Genomic DNA, 15,930 nt, shown 5'->3' on the forward strand with positions numbered 1-15,930 from the left:
TTTACACTCTTTTTTAATAATTATATAAATTAGAAGATAAATATCTATCACCTATATCACAGATAATTGCGACAATAATACCTTCTTCTATTTTCTCTGCTACTTGAAGTGCCACATGTACTGCTCCTCCACTACTCATACCCCCAAACACACCTTCTTGACTTGCTAATTTACGTGCCTGATTTCTCGCTTGATTTTCGCTTACTTCAATAATTTCATCAACTTTTGATCTATCAAAAATCTTTGGTAAATATTCTTCTGACCATTTTCTAATTCCTGGTATACTTGAACCGTCAGTTGGTTGTGCTCCAATAATTTGAATATTTGGGTTTTGCTCTTTTAAATAGGTAGAAACTCCCATTATAGTTCCAGTAGTTCCCATAGCTGATACAAAGTGTGTTATTTCTCCTTCAGTATCTTTCCAAATTTCGGGTCCAGTTGTTTTATAATGTGCCTTCCAATTGTCATTATTTTCAAATTGATTTAACATAAAATAACCTTCTTTATATCGTAATTTTTGTGCTAAATCTCTCGCTCCTTCAATTCCTTCTTCTTTTGGTGTTAACAAAACTTCTGCTCCGTAAGCCTTCATAGTTTTCACACGCTCTTCTGTCGCATTTTCAGGCATTACTAATGTCATGTGTAACCCTAAAACTTTAGATATAAAAGCTAAAGCAATTCCTGTATTTCCGCTAGTCGCCTCTACTAAATGATCTCCTTCTTTAATATTTCTTCTATTCAAAGCCTCAAAGATCATATTATAAGCAGCTCTATCTTTAACACTTCCTCCTGGATTATTTCCTTCTAATTTTAAAAACAATCGTACTCCTTTTTTATTAAGGATGTTACTTACCTCAACTAAAGGTGTATTTCCAACAAAGTCGGTTATTTTTTTTGCCTTCATAATTTACTTTTTTCTATTGAAACAATTTTATTTTCTGATTGATAAATCACTAATGAGTTTGGTGGTACCGATTCAGTAACACATACATTTGCTCCTATTATGCTATTCTCACCAATTACAACTTCACCTCCTAAAATGGTTGCGTTTGCATAAATGGTTACATTATTTTCTATTGTTGGGTGTCTTTTTGTTTCTGCTAAACTCTTTTTAACTTGAATACCTCCTAATGTTACCCCTTGATAAATTTTTACATTCTCCTTTATCAATGTAGTTTCTCCAATAACAATTCCGGTAGCATGATCTATAAAAAAAGCCCCACCTATCGTTGCTCCTGGGTGAATATCAGCCCCTGTTAAACCGTGTGTATATTCACTCATCATTCTTGGTAAAATAGGCACGTTTAATTTTACCAATTGATTACTTAAACGATAAACTGCTATAGCATGAAAGCCTGGATACGCTAAATAAATCTCAGCTAAACATTTTGCTGCAGGATCTGTTTGTTCAAAAGCAATTGCATCTAAATCTAATTTCTGTCGTATTTCTTTAAATGTTGTTTTATATATATCCCAAATAGTAGCTCTATTTTTTACTTGTAACTTTTCTGTTATCTTAAAAAATAATTCCGCTATCTCATTTATATTTTCTTGATAATAAACCTCATCAAAAAGTGAATAAAACATTTTTTTAGTAAACTCTTCTACAGTATCTTTTAATGTAAGTGTATAGTTCTTTAATGCCATATTACATTTCAGGTGCTAATTCAACTTCTAATCCTTCTAAATTTGGTTTCATTTGAATTTGACAACCTAAACGACTGTTATCTTCTACATGAAATGCTTCTGCAAGCATCATATCTTCATCAACTCCCATCTCTGGTAATTCATGTTCAGATTTCACATAACATTGACAAGAAGCACACATTGCCATACCACCACAAATACCAATCGTACCTTCTTCTGCTAATTCGTATGAACGAACTATTTCCATTAAATTCATTGCCATATCTGTTGGCGCTAAAATTTCGTGAAGCACTCCTTCTCTATCTGTTATTTTTATGTTAATATCTGACATTATATAATTATTAAATCGTTTTATTGAATCGCTTTTACAACTGCTTTTGTCGCTTCTTTTTTAGTTCCATCAAAACCTTCAACACCACCTACAGTAGTATATTTCATCACATATTTTTTATTTGGATGAATACGTTTATAAGCACTTTGACACATTAAAGTTGCTTCGTGAAAACCACATAAAATCAACTTTAATTTTCCTGGATATGTATTCACATCTCCAATAGCATAAATACCGGGTATATTTGTTTGATAGTCTAAAGCATTATTAACTTTAATAGCGTTTTTCTCAATTTCTAATCCCCAATTAGCAATAGGTCCCAATTTTGGTGATAAACCAAATAACGGTATAAAATGATCTGTATCTATAATAAAAGGTTCTTCACCTTTTTTCTCTACCGCAACACCTGTAACGTGTTCTTTTCCTAAAATCCCTTTTACTTCAGCTGGAGTTATTAAATTAATTTTTCCTAAATTTTTTAACTCTTGTACTCTATCGACACTATCTAAAGCTCCTCTAAATTCATTTCTACGGTGTATTAATGTTATTTCAGATGCTACATCAGATAAAAAAACTGCCCAATCTAAAGCTGAATCTCCACCTCCAGAAATTACTACTTTTTTATCTCTATATAACTCAGGATCTCTAATAATATACTCAACTCCTTTATCTTCAAAATCAGTAATATTAGGAATCGGTGGTTTACGTGGTTCAAAACTACCTAAACCTCCTGCAATTGCGACTACTGGTGCTTGATGTTTTGTACCTTTATTAGTCGTTACTATAAAAGTTCCGTCTTCTTGTTTTTCAATGGTATTTGCTCTTTCTCCTAAAGTAAAACCAGGTTCAAACTGTTTTGTTTGCTCTATTAACTTATCAGTTAAATCTCCTGCTAAAATTTCTGGATATGCAGGAATATCATAGATCGGTTTTTTAGGATATATCTCTGAACATTGCCCTCCTGGTTGTGGTAATGCATCTATTAAATGACATTTTAATTTTAACAATCCTGCTTCAAAAACGGTAAATAATCCTGTTGGGCCCGCGCCTATAATTAATATATCTGTATGTATCATTGGTAATCGTATTATCCCTGTGAAATAGGAACCTTTATGCTTTTATATCTTGTTTTATAAAAGTTATAATCTTTTAATTTATTAAACTTTTTGTTAATTGATTTAACTGTACTACTTTATTTTCAAAACTTCCTTTAATTTTTTTTCTATATTTATTTAAATTCTGAACTAATTCGTTAATGTCTTCTGGAATTATTTCTTCAAAGAATTGTCGTAATCTTTTTGCTGTAGTTGGTGATTTCCCATTGGTGGAAATTGCTATTTTTACATTTCCCTTTGTTACAATACCTCCCATAAAAAAATCACAATATGGTGGGTTATCAGCTACATTTACTAAAACATTTCTTTGCTTACAATCTTTATAAACTTGCACGTTTACATGGACATTGTCAGTTGTTGCAATAACCATGTGTTTATTTTTTAAAAAAGAGCTATCATATTTAGTAATAATCATTTGTATACCAAACTTATTTGCTAATGCTTTTGTTTCTTCTCTAAAAAATGTAGCAACCATTGTTACTTTAGAATTCGGACTTGACTTTAATAAAAAAGACAATTTTTCTAAAGCTACAAAACCGCCTCCCACAATAAGTATTTCTAACTGTTTGGTTTTTAAAAAAATTGGATATAATTCGTTTTGTTCCATTACACAGCTATTAACTCTCTTGAATATTCCTCTTCTGCCTTTTTTAAAGCTTCTCTATGTTTTACAACCTCTCCTAAAACAATAATTGCAGGATTACTTAGCTCATTTTCTTTTACAATATCTAAAATAGTATCTACAGTTCCAACACCTACCTTCTCTCTAGTAGTTGTTCCGTCTTGAATTATAGCAACTGGTAATTCATTTTTACCTTCTTGTTGAAATAATGCTACAATTTCTGCTAGCTTCCCCATTCCCATTAACACCACTACTGTAGCATTCGATTTTGCAGCCAAGGCTACATCATTCGATAATTTATGTTCTTTTGTTGTACCAGTAATCACCCAAAAACTTTCTGCACTTCCACGTTTTGTAACAGGTATATTTTGATACGCTGGTACTGCTAAAGAAGATGAAATTCCTGGAACCATTGCTGTTTCTATATTAAAAGCTGCTGCAAACTCCATTTCTTCTGCTCCTCTTCCAAAAATAAAAGGATCACCACCTTTTAAACGAACTACATGTCCATGAGTTTTTGCTCTTTCAACAATCAACTCGTTTATTTGTTCTTGTTGGTATTTATAACAACCTCTACGTTTTCCTACAAAAATTAATTCTGCTTTTGGGTTTATAAAATCTAATAACTCTTCATTAACCAAGGCGTCATATAAAACAACATCTGCAGTTTTTAAAACTTTAATAGCTTTTAGCGTAATTAAATCTACATCTCCTGGACCAGCGCCAACAACGGTTAATTTCGGAATCTTATTATACATTACTTACTGCTGTTTTTCTATAAGCATCAATCTTTTTATAAAATGCTTTCGCATCATTTAAATAGCTCTCTGCAAATATTTTTGTTGGTGCTTCTTTCTTTATTTGATACACAAAATCTTCAAAACTGGTATCTAAACTAACTTTATCTGTAGCTATAAAATGCTCTTGAAAACTAGTAATAATACCTGCTTGTGTATTTGTTTTTACATTTTCTGCAATTAATAATGCTTTTGCTGTATTAACTAAAGATGTGTATGAATGATAAATACTATCAGAAAATAAACCTTCCTTTAATGCTTCTTCTGAATTGGTTATTTTCTCTTCGCTTTCAAATAAAAGTGTTGCGATTAAATCAATTACAACTCCTGCACATTCTCCTACTCCAATTGCTTTTACATAGTTTTCTGAATGTCCCCAATCTATAAAATCACTAAGTTCTAAATCACTAGTATCAGACAATCCTTTTAATAAATCGTAGAAATACGTTTTTCCTTGTCTATCATAATATTCTAAAAAAGTTTCATTTTCTTGTTGATTATCAACAATATCATTTAATAAAACACGTAATGATTCTGGCCCTCTTTTACTTGGAATCTTAACTAATTTATCTGAAAAACGACCTTTACCATCACCTAATATACCTCCTCCTATTAAAATTTGTAAAGCAGGAGCTTGTAAATTACCTACTTTTATAGACATTCCTTGAAAACCAATGTGTGCCATATTATGTTGCCCACAAGCATTCATACATCCGCTAATTTTAATAGCGATTTCTTTATTATTTAAATACTTCGGATATTCTTCTTCTAATACTTTTTCTAACTCAACTGCAATTCCTGTACTACTAGAAATTCCTAAATTACATGTATCTGTTCCAGGACACGCCGTAATATCAGCTGTAGAATTATAACCTGCTTTTGCAAAACCTAATTTTTGTAATTCTACATAGAAAAAAGGTATTAATTCTTCTTTAACATGACGAACTAAAATGTTTTGCCGTAATGTTAAACGAATTTCATTTGCTGCATATTTCTTAACTAAATCAGCCAATAACCTTGCTTTTGGAGTGTAAAAATCTCCTAAATGAACTTTAATTCCAATCGCAAATAAACCTTCTTGTTTTTGTTTAATAACATTGGTTTCTTTCCATTTTTTATATGCTGATTCATCTTCTATTTCTACCGAAGGAATTGCATTTCCTTGAAAAGTTATTGGTTGTTCAAAAGCAGTTGTATCTACTTTAAAAATTGTATTTTCTAAAGCCTTAACTTCATCAGAAACTAACTCTAAAAAAGCTTTAACACCTAGTTCTTTTATTAAAAATTTTAATCTAGCTTTCGCTCTTTTTGCACGCTCTCCAAAACGATCGAAAATTCTTAAAACTCCTTCTATTGTTGGAATTAATACATCTTCATCTAAAAAATCATAAATAACATCTGCATGTCTTGGCTGTGAGCCTAAACCACCACCTAATAAAACTTTAAACCCTTTTTTTGTTACTCCTTTTTCAGTCTTTATTTTTGCAATAAACCCTAAATCATGAATAAAACTAATAGCTGTATCATCATCTGTACCTGAAAAAGACATTTTAAACTTACGTCCCATTTCTTGACATATAGGATTTCTTAAAAAGAACTTAAACGTAGCATCTGCATATGGTGAAACATCAAAAGGCTCATTTACATCAATCCCTGCTGTTTCTGATGCTGTAATATTTCTTACTGCATTACCACAAGCTTCTCTTAAAGTAATATCGTCTTTTTCTAATTGCGCCCATAATTCTGGCGTTCTATCTAAACTTACGTGATGTATTTGAATATCTTGTCTTGTAGTGATGTGTAATCTGCCACGAGAATACTCATCTGAAACATCTGAAATTCTATGTAATTGTTCGCTAGTAACTTTACCATAAGGTAATTTTATACGAATCATTTGTACTCCAAATTGACGCTGACCGTAAACTCCTCTTGCCAAACGTAAACTACGAAAGCGTTCTTCGTCTATTTTACCTTCTTTAAAAAGTTGAATTTTTCTCTCTAATTCTAGAATATCTTTTTCTACAATTGGGTTTTCTATTTCGGTTCTAAAACTTTGCATTGCTATATATCTTAAAGCTCGTAAGCGTTACTTTTTAATTATGTAAGAATTTTTGTTTTGCCAATAATTCTTCTTCTGTTTCTACATGATTGTCATCTGGTACGCAACAATCTACTGGACATACAGCTGCACACTGTGGCTCTTCATGAAACCCTATGCACTCTGTACATTTATCAGGTGCTATAAAATAATATTCGTCAGATACTGCTTCTTGTGTTTCACCTGCATCTACTTCAATACCATCTTTTAATTTTACACTTCCTGTTAATGAAGTTCCATCGCTATACTTCCAATCTTCAGCCCCTTCATAAATAGCTGTATTTGGACATTCTGGTTCGCATGCCCCACAATTGATGCATTCGTCAGTTATTATAATTGCCATACTATTCTGAATTACTTAATAAAGCCTACTCCAGCTGTATTATTCGTTTTTGGATTGATTAAAATAAAAGTACCATTCGCTTTATTTTCAAAATAAGAATCAAAAAATAATGGTTTACTTAATTTTAAAGTCACATCACCAATTTCATTTAATGTTAATTGTGATGGATTTTCTTCTTTCCCTGAAAAATCAGTTTTTATGATAGATGATAATGACATGATTTTTGCTTGCACATCGTTTACTCCATGTTTTACATAATATTTATTGGAAGCTTCTAAAGGATCTTTATCCATCCAACAAATAGTTGCATCTAACTCTTTAGCAACTGTTGGTTGTTCGTTCGTTTTCACTAACATATCACCTCTACTTACATTTACATTATCTTCTAAAGTAATTGTTACTGAACTTCCCCTTTTAGCTTCTAAATACTCTTTCTCAAAAAAGTGAATACTTTTTATTTTAGATGCTGTTGCTGATGGTAATACGGTTACCGAATCTCCTACTGCTAAATCTCCTCCATAAATTTTACCTGCATATCCTCTAAAATCATGATATTTATCTGTTTTAGGTCGTATAACAGTTTGTATAGGAAAACGTGTTTGAGACTTTTCTTGTAAATCTTCAGAAACTAAACCTTCTAAATGGTCTAATAATGTTTCTCCTTTATACCAAGGCGTCTTTTCTGATTTTTTAACAACATTATCTCCTTGTAAAGCAGACATAGGTATAAAAGTTAATTTTTGACTTTTATAAGAACTTTTGCCTGCTAAATATTCAATTTCATTTTTTATTTGATTAAATTTTTCTTCTGAAAAATCAACCAAATCCATTTTATTAATGGCTATAACTACGTTTTCAACTCTTAATAGTGTATTTATAAAAAAGTGACGATAAGTTTGCTCAATTACTCCATTACGTGCGTCAATTAACACAATTGATGCTTGTGAGTTTGAAGCTCCTGTAACCATATTTCGTGTATACTCAATATGCCCTGGAGTATCAGCAATAATAAAACTCGTTTTTGGAGTCGAAAAATATATATGAGCTACGTCTATCGTAATACCTTGTTCTCTTTCTGCAACTAAACCATCTGTTGCTAATGAAAAATCTAAATAATCAAAACCTCTTTGCTTACTTTTTTCTTCAATGGCTTCTAGCTTGTCATCTGTTAACGAGTTAGTGTCATATAAAATACGTCCGATTAAAGTACTTTTACCATCATCTACACTACCTGCTGTTGCTATTTTTAATACATTCATTTTTTTATGCTTTTGGCTGATAGCTATATTTTACTACTTGCCTATATTTAAATTACTAAAGACTAAAATGCTTTAGTTAAATGGAAAATTCACTTTATTGAATTTTAAAAATACCCTTGCTGCTTACGTTTCTCCATGGCTGCTTCTGATCGTTTATCATCTATACGAGCACCTCTCTCTGATATCGTTGATACTTTAATTTCATCTACTACTGTATTTATGTCAACAGCATTAGAAAGTACAGCTGCTGTACAACTCATGTCTCCAACAGTTCTAAAACGCACCATTCTTTCTTCTACCTCTTCATTTTCATCTCTATAAACAACATCATCTTCTGCTGACCATATTAATCCATCTCGTAAAAAAGTAGCTCTTTTATGCGCAAAGTAAATTGATGGAATTTCAATTTCTTCACTTTTAATGTATGACCAAACATCTAGCTCTGTCCAATTTGAAATAGGAAAAACCCGTACGTTTTGCCCTAAATCAATTCTTCCATTTAGCATATCAAACAATTCTGGACGCTGATTTTTTTCATCCCATTGACCAAAGTCATCACGAACAGAAAAAATACGTTCTTTAGCTCTTGCTTTTTCTTCATCTCTACGTGCGCCACCAATACATGCATCAAAACCAAACTCTTCAATTGCATCTAATAATGTTTCGGTTTGTAGCATGTTTCGGCTAGCGTACTTACCTGTTTCTTCTTTTACTCTTCCTTTATCAATATTATCTTGAACGTTTCTAACAATTAATTCAACACCTAACTCTTTTGCTAAACGATCTCTAAATTCAATAGTTTCAGGAAAATTATGTCCTGTATCTATATGCATTAAAGGAAAAGGGATTTTTGCTGGATAAAATGCTTTTTGAGCAAGTCTTACCAACGTTATACTATCTTTTCCTCCTGAAAATAACAATACTGGTTTTTCAAACTGAGAAACTACTTCTCTAAATATATATATGGCTTCACTTTCTAAAGGGCCTACTTTTATTGTTTTTGTACTCATAATAAAATTATTAAATATGTAAACCACATTCTCTGTTACTCTCTACTTTTGTTGGATCAAAATATTTAAACTCGTTTGGAAGTTTATTATCGTTTAAATACTCATCTAAATCTTTATCTGACCAGTTATAAAAAGGACTTACTTTTAAAATTCCTTCTTTACTAAATGAAATTACACCAATACTATCTCTAAAAGCTGTTTGCCCTTTACGTAAATTAGTAAACCATATTTCTGGTTGATGTTCAGCCATTGCTCTTTTAAAAGGCTCTAACTTTACTTGTTCTGTAAATTTTTCATGATTTTCATCTTCTACAGAAGGAAGCCCCATGGTTATATTACGATGAGCCACGGTTTGTTTTGGTACATATAAATAAATATTCAAGTTCAGTTTTTTAATTAACTCTTCAGCGTGTTTATAAGTTTGAGGTGTATTATAACCTGTATCGCACCAAATGGTCTTTATTGACTGATTATTTTTAGTTACTAAGTGCAAAAGAGCTACTTCATATGGCCTGAAGTTTGTCGTAATTATTGTTTTTTTCTTTAAATCAAAAACCCATTCTACAATTTCTTTTGGACTTAATTTCTCTAGTCCTTTGTTTAACTCTTTAACATCAAATTGATCTTGTAAACTCATTATTTTCCCCATTTTATTTTATTCCAAATTCTTTCGTGAAAGAAATACAATATCATTTTTGTTCCTAATTCTACAGCTCCTATTGAAAAAGCAGTTGTTAACTTCCCTGTAATTATCCAAGAAATTAAAACAGTGTCTATAGTTCCTACAATACGCCAACTAAATGATTTAACGATACTTCGTATAGGTTTTTCAGATTGTTTATCAATGTTATAATCACTACTTCCTTTTATAAATTGTTCAAGCATTATTTTAATTATAATAACCCTATAGGATTACTAGGGTAATAATTTACAAATATATAATATCCTTTATCATATCAAAGAACATATACTTTTTATTTAAAAAATAATATGTGTATTAAACTAAATCAGCTAGTGTATTACTGCGAAGAACTTTTAATGTATTATCTCTAACTTGAATCATTAATTTATGAACCGAACATGCGTCTTCATCTGGACAATCGCTACATTTTTCATAAAAATTTAAACTCACACAAGGTAGCATAGCAATAGGACCTTCAAGAGTGCGAATAACATCAGTCATTTTTATTTCTGATGCATCTTTTAGCATGTAATATCCTCCTCCTTTTCCTTTCTTAGCGCCTAAAAAACCAGATTTTCGTAAAGTGAGTAGTATGCTTTCTAAAAATTTATGTGAAATATTTTCTTTTTCAGAAATAGTTGCTATCTGCACCATATTTCCTTTTTCTTGCCTAGCAATAAATGTAAGCGCTTTTAAGCCGTATTTCGTTTTTTTAGAAAGCATATTACAAAAATACACTTTTTATTTAGTTGTTATTTCTCTAAAGCTTGTTTTAAATCATTAATAATGTCATCTATATTTTCTAAACCAATAGAGCATCTTACTAAGCCATCTGTAATTCTTACTTCTAACCTATCATCAATACTTAATTTGCTATGTGTTGTAGAAGCAGGATGCGTAACGATACTTCTTGTATCTCCTAAATTTGCTGATAATGAACACATTTTAATAGTATTTAAAAACTTTCGTCCTGCTTCAATACCTCCACTAACCTCAAAAGCAACAATATTACCCCCTAAACGCATTTGCTTTTTTGCTATTTCATATTTTGGATGCGATTTTAAAAACGGGTACTTTACTAAATTTACCTTCGGATGAGTTTCTAAAAACTCTGCTACTTTTAAGGCATTTTCACAATGTTTTTCTACACGAATACTTAATGTTTCTAAACTTTTTGATAATACCCAAGCATTAAACGGAGACATTGCAGGACCAGTATTTCTAGAAAATAAATAAATTTCACGGATTAAATCGGCTTTACCAACTGCAACTCCTCCTAAAACTCTTCCTTGTCCGTCAATTAATTTTGTTGCCGAATGAATTACTAAATCTGCACCAAAATCTATTGGATTTTGTAAATATGGTGTTGCAAAACAATTATCTATAATTAATAATAAATTGTGTTTTTTTGCAATTTTTCCTAAGAGTTCTAAATCTATAATATCAACAGCCGGATTTGTTGGCGTTTCTGCATATAATATTTTAGTATTAGGTTTAATTAAGCTCTCAATAGTATCAACTTCACCAATATTAAAATAACTAGTTTCAATATTCCATTTTGGAAAAAATTTAGTAAATAAACTATGAGTAGAACCAAAAACCGACCTGCAAGAAACAATATGATCTCCCGCATTTAACAACGCTGCAAAAGTAGAAAACATTGCTGCCATACCTGTAGCAAAAGCATAACCTGCTTCCGCTTTTTCCATCGCTACAATTTTATTTACAAATTCTGTTGTATTCGGGTTTGAAAATCGACTATATAAATTCTTTTCTTTTTCTTCTGCGAAAGATGCTCGCATATCTTCAGCATCATCAAATACAAAACTAGATGTTAAGTATAAAGGTGTAGAGTGCTCAGAAAATTGCGATCGTTCTGTTTGTGTTCTTATCGCTTGGGTTTCAAAATTCTTACTCATTTTATTTTTTTTTATAGATATTGATTACCAATATCAAATCCATTTTTTTTAATGACACTTTATAATCTCTAATTGTTGTTTTTTGCTAATCTTAAAATATCACCAAACACACCTCTTGCAGTTACCTCTGCTCCTGCTCCTGCTCCCTGAATTACAATTGGTTGTTCGCCATAAGATTCTGTATAAATTTCAAAAATAGCATCCGATCCTTTTAAACTTCCTAAAGGTGAATTTGCTGGAACAGATACTAATTTTACATCTAACTCTCCTTTATTTCTTGATAAATCTCCATGTAAATCACCAATGTATCGTAATACATGATTTTCTTCTTGTGCTTCTTTTTTTTCTTTAAACGCTGTATTTAACTTATCTAAATTCGATAAAAATTCTGCTGATGAAATGTCTCTAAACGCTGTTGGTATTAAATTTTCGACCGTAATATCTTCAAATTCATTTTCTAAATCTAACTCACGAGCCAAGATTAATAATTTTCTTGCTACATCATTTCCACATAAATCTTCTCTCGGATCTGGTTCTGTATATCCGCTATCAATTGCTTCTTGTAATACGTTTGAAAACGGAACTTCATCTGAAGAAAACTTATTAAATAAATAACTTAACGAACCTGAAAACACCCCTCTAATACGCGTAATATTTTCGCCTGAATCATGCAGCAATTTAATGGTATCAATTAATGGTAAACCTGCACCAACATTAGTTTCATATAAATATGACTTGTTATTAATTTCTAATATTTTTCGTAAACTTTTATAAAAATTATGTGATACTGTATTTGCTATTTTATTTGATGAAACTAAATCGAAACCATTTTCTATTAACGGTATATAGTTTTCAATAAACTCAGTACTTGCAGTATTATCTACGGCTAATAAGTTCTCTAAATGATGCTTTTTAGCATAATCTATAACTGTATCAACAATATGGATTTCTTCTAGATTATTATCAAACGTTTTTTGCCAATTTTTTAAAGCTCCTTCTTTATTTAAAAGTACTTTTTTAGAGCCTGCGATGGCAAAAATATTTAGTTGAATTTTCTTTCTTTCTACGATTGATTTTGTATTTGCTATTATTTGATTAATCAGCGTACCACCAACTAAACCTTTACCAAAAACAGCTATATTTATTTTTTTTGCAACACCAAAAACTTGTCCGTGAATTACATTTAAGGCTTTGTGTAATTGTACTGTTTTAACTACTAAACTTACATTTTTACCAGAAATTGTGTTATTAAATAACAACGGAACAATTTGATTTTTTATCAACGAATTGTATGCTTTATGAAATTCACTTAAATCTTGCCCAATAATAGAAATTACCGAAACATCGTTTATAATAGCTATTTTATTTACATCTTTAGTGTAAAAATCATTTTCAAATTCTTGCTCTAAAGCTCTAACCGCTTTATTTGCTTTATTTTTATCAATTACTAAACCAATACCCCTTTCTGATGATCCTTGCGAAATAATACTTACACTTATTCCGTTAATACTTAAAACTCTAAAAATTCTAGCATCAACGCCTACTTTTCCTAATAAACCTCTTCCTTCAATATTTAATAGTGCTACATTATCTAAAATTGATAAGGCTTTTATTCCTTTTGATTTTGATTTAGCCGTGATTAAAGTTCCTGAATTATCTTGATTAAAAGTGTTTAAAATTCGAAGGTTGATGTTTTTTTCTAAAAGCGGTATAATCGTTTTTGCATGTAAAATATTAGCTCCGAAATTTGCTAACTCATTTGCTTCTGAAAATGATAATTCTTCTATTTTCCTTGCATCTGCAACCAAATCAGGATTTGCAGTAAAAATTCCATCAACATGCGTATAATTTTGTAATTCCTCAGCATCTAAATAATTCGCTAATAATGCTGCTGTGTAATTGCTACCATTTCTACCTAAAGTAGTGGTTTCTCCTTTTAAATTAGATGCAATAAAACCTGTTATAATATTAATAGTTTCTCCGTTATGCTTTTTAAAATGCTTTATTACATTTTCTTTAGATATGTTTAAAATTGGTTGTGCATTACCAAAATTTTCATCCGTAATTAACAGTTCTCTAGCATCTGTTACGTTTGCTTTTATCCCTTTTTTATTTAAAAGCACTGAAACTGTTTTGGCTGATAATAACTCACCTTGCGCTAAAACTTCATCTTTTATTTTTTGACTAAAATCCCCTAATAGACTAACACCTTCAAAAAGCTTTTCTAAGCGAGAAAATTCTGATGAAAAGTCAACTAACGGAGTTAATTTAGATTGTTCATATTTAAAAGCTGTAAATTGTTCGATGTAGGTTTCATTTTTAATAGTTTTTTCTAAAATTTCTTCTAGTTGATCTGTAGCATTCCCTCTTGCTGATACTACTACAGCTACCTTTTCTTGATTATTTACTTTTTTTTCAATAATAGAAATTACATTATTAATTCCCTCATTTGACAGCGATTTTCCACCAAATTTTAATATATTCATTTTATTATATTTTATATTTAGATTAAAAATCGGAGCAATTATTTCTTCTAACTGCTCGTATTCAATCAAAAAAGCATCGTGTCCGTGAACCGAATTTATTTCGTTATAAGTAACGTTTGAATTTACTAACGCTAATTTTTTTTGAGTTTCTCTATTTTCTTCTGCTGTAAAAAACAGATCAGAATCGACTCCAATAATGTGAATATCAGCTTCAATTGTTTCTAAAACACTTGAATCATTTTTACCTCTAGTAACATCAATTGTTTTTAATAATTGATTCATTAATTTATAAGATGCTAACTGATAACGTTCTTGTAATTTTTCACCATGATGTAGCAACCAACTTTCTACATTAAATATTTTTAAATCTTCATTTTTTGAACGATAAAAACGCTCTTTAAAAGATTTTGGGGTTCTATAACATAGCATTGCATGCATGCGAGCATCGTGAACCGGATTACTTGAATTATTTAAAAACTGTTCTTGAATTTGGCAATTACCAATCAACCAATCGGTCGATTTCCAATCAGTAGCTATCGGAATTAAGTGCATAGTTATCTTTGGGTTTAAAACAGCCATTTCCCAAGCTATTCCACCTCCTAAAGATCCTCCGATTAAAGCAAATAATTGTTTTACTTTTAGTTTGTTTAAGCCTAATAAAAATATTTTAGCAATATCTCTTGCTATAAAATCTTTATAGTTCTCTATTAAAAAACTATCATGTCCATTCCCAGGAATATTAAAGCATAAAACGGTATATTTATTAGTATCTACCACTTTATTTTGCCCTATTAATTCTTTCCACCAACCTTCTTTAGCATCGGCAACATTACTATTACCCGTTAAAGCATGATTAATTAATACCACAGGAGCAGTTCCTAATTTTTTTCCAAAAATCTGATAACTTAAAGTTATTTCACTTAATAAATTACCACTTTCTGTAATAAAATCAATAATATTTATATGTACCAAAGTATTTGTCAATTGTATCTTTTTTAAATATAAAACCGAACGATTTATATCTCCTTATTCCCTTCAAAGAAATAAGACTCAATATATTTGGTTTTTGTAGTTTTTATATGGTAGAGAAAGCTTCTTTTAAATCACCTTTTAAATCTTCTAAATCTTCAAGTCCTACAGATAAACGAATTAAATCATTAGTTACACCTGCACTCTCTTGCGCTTCATTACTTAATTGTTGATGAGTAGTACTAGCTGGGTGAATAATTAGTGATTTTGTATCTCCAATATTTGCTAGTAATGAGAAAAGTTTTGTATTATCTGACACTTTTTTTGCAGCTTCATAACCTCCTTTAACACCAAATGTAACAATACCACTTTGCCCTTTTGGCAAATATATTTTTGCTAATTTGTTATATGAACTACTTTTTAAACCTGGGTAATTTACCCAAGCTACTTCTTGTTGTTCTTCCAACCATGTAGCAATATCTAGCGCATTTTCACTATGTTTTTTTATTCTGATGTCTAACGTTTCTAATCCTTGAATAATATTAAATGCATTTGTAGGGCTTAAGGCGCCTCCAAAATCTCGTAGTCCTTCTAAAATTAATTTAAATGTGTAAGAAGCTGCACCTAAAGCATCGTGATATACTAGTCCATG

The 15,930-nt window shown here is 30.6% G+C and carries 16 protein-coding genes (1 of these 16 cut by a window edge); all 16 read right to left on the bottom strand.

Annotation, left to right across the window (positions count from 1 at the left end):
• Positions 1-13: 13 nt before the first annotated feature.
• Positions 14-904, bottom strand: coding sequence for a cysteine synthase CysM (gene cysM / locus ACQ629_RS02905; RefSeq protein ID WP_483706464.1), 891 nt, complete (start codon positions 902-904; stop codon positions 14-16).
• Positions 901-1,647, bottom strand: a complete 747-nt coding sequence (epsC, locus tag ACQ629_RS02910; RefSeq protein WP_483706465.1) for a serine O-acetyltransferase EpsC — start codon at positions 1,645-1,647, stop codon at positions 901-903. The genes cysM and epsC overlap by 4 nt, the downstream gene beginning before the upstream one ends.
• A gap of 1 nt (position 1,648) precedes the next feature.
• Complete coding sequence (locus ACQ629_RS02915; protein ID WP_483706466.1) at positions 1,649-1,978, bottom strand: 2Fe-2S iron-sulfur cluster-binding family protein; 330 nt, start codon at positions 1,976-1,978, stop codon at positions 1,649-1,651.
• Between the two features lie 20 nt (positions 1,979-1,998).
• Entirely contained in the window at positions 1,999-3,054 is a 1,056-nt protein-coding gene (locus tag ACQ629_RS02920; protein ID WP_483706467.1) for an NAD(P)/FAD-dependent oxidoreductase, read from the bottom strand.
• Between the two features lie 73 nt (positions 3,055-3,127).
• Entirely contained in the window at positions 3,128-3,700 is a 573-nt protein-coding gene (locus ACQ629_RS02925; RefSeq protein ID WP_483706468.1) for a precorrin-2 dehydrogenase/sirohydrochlorin ferrochelatase family protein, read from the bottom strand.
• Positions 3,700-4,473 (bottom strand): uroporphyrinogen-III C-methyltransferase, encoded by a 774-nt coding sequence (gene cobA, locus ACQ629_RS02930; protein WP_483706469.1) that lies wholly within the window; start codon positions 4,471-4,473, stop codon positions 3,700-3,702. The genes ACQ629_RS02925 and cobA overlap by 1 nt, the downstream gene beginning before the upstream one ends.
• The gene (locus ACQ629_RS02935) at positions 4,466-6,571 is read right to left on the bottom strand and encodes a nitrite reductase (RefSeq protein WP_483706470.1); all 2,106 of its coding nucleotides are present in this window, start codon (positions 6,569-6,571) and stop codon (positions 4,466-4,468) included. Before ACQ629_RS02935 ends, cobA begins: the two co-directional genes overlap by 8 nt.
• Before the next feature lie 34 nt (positions 6,572-6,605).
• Positions 6,606-6,953, bottom strand: a complete 348-nt coding sequence (locus ACQ629_RS02940) for a 4Fe-4S dicluster domain-containing protein (protein ID WP_483706471.1) — start codon at positions 6,951-6,953, stop codon at positions 6,606-6,608.
• Positions 6,954-6,964: 11 nt separating this feature from the next.
• The gene (locus ACQ629_RS02945) at positions 6,965-8,212 is read right to left on the bottom strand and encodes a sulfate adenylyltransferase subunit 1 (protein WP_483706472.1); all 1,248 of its coding nucleotides are present in this window, start codon (positions 8,210-8,212) and stop codon (positions 6,965-6,967) included.
• Positions 8,213-8,316: 104 nt separating this feature from the next.
• Positions 8,317-9,222: a sulfate adenylyltransferase subunit CysD gene (gene cysD, locus ACQ629_RS02950; protein WP_101046417.1), complete on the bottom strand. Its 906-nt coding sequence runs from the start codon at positions 9,220-9,222 to the stop codon at positions 8,317-8,319.
• A 10-nt stretch (positions 9,223-9,232) separates the two neighbouring features.
• Positions 9,233-9,859, bottom strand: coding sequence for a phosphoadenosine phosphosulfate reductase domain-containing protein (locus tag ACQ629_RS02955; protein WP_483706473.1), 627 nt, complete (start codon positions 9,857-9,859; stop codon positions 9,233-9,235).
• Positions 9,859-10,107: a DUF2061 domain-containing protein gene (locus ACQ629_RS02960; protein WP_483706474.1), complete on the bottom strand. Its 249-nt coding sequence runs from the start codon at positions 10,105-10,107 to the stop codon at positions 9,859-9,861. Before ACQ629_RS02960 ends, ACQ629_RS02955 begins: the two co-directional genes overlap by 1 nt.
• Positions 10,108-10,219: 112 nt before the next feature.
• Positions 10,220-10,627 (bottom strand): RrF2 family transcriptional regulator, encoded by a 408-nt coding sequence (locus ACQ629_RS02965; protein ID WP_483706475.1) that lies wholly within the window; start codon positions 10,625-10,627, stop codon positions 10,220-10,222.
• A 29-nt stretch (positions 10,628-10,656) separates the two neighbouring features.
• Positions 10,657-11,823, bottom strand: coding sequence for a trans-sulfuration enzyme family protein (locus ACQ629_RS02970; RefSeq protein ID WP_483706476.1), 1,167 nt, complete (start codon positions 11,821-11,823; stop codon positions 10,657-10,659).
• Between the two features lie 68 nt (positions 11,824-11,891).
• Entirely contained in the window at positions 11,892-15,293 is a 3,402-nt protein-coding gene (gene thrA / locus ACQ629_RS02975; protein ID WP_483706477.1) for a bifunctional aspartate kinase/homoserine dehydrogenase I, read from the bottom strand.
• A 91-nt stretch (positions 15,294-15,384) separates the two neighbouring features.
• Positions 15,385-15,930, bottom strand: the 3' portion of a protein-coding gene (locus tag ACQ629_RS02980) for an O-acetylhomoserine aminocarboxypropyltransferase/cysteine synthase family protein (protein ID WP_483706478.1). 729 nt of this gene lie beyond the right edge of the window; only the last 546 of its 1,275 coding nucleotides appear in the window; its start codon lies beyond the right edge, outside the window; its stop codon occupies positions 15,385-15,387.

The organism is Tenacibaculum sp. SM2510, from assembly GCF_057002845.1.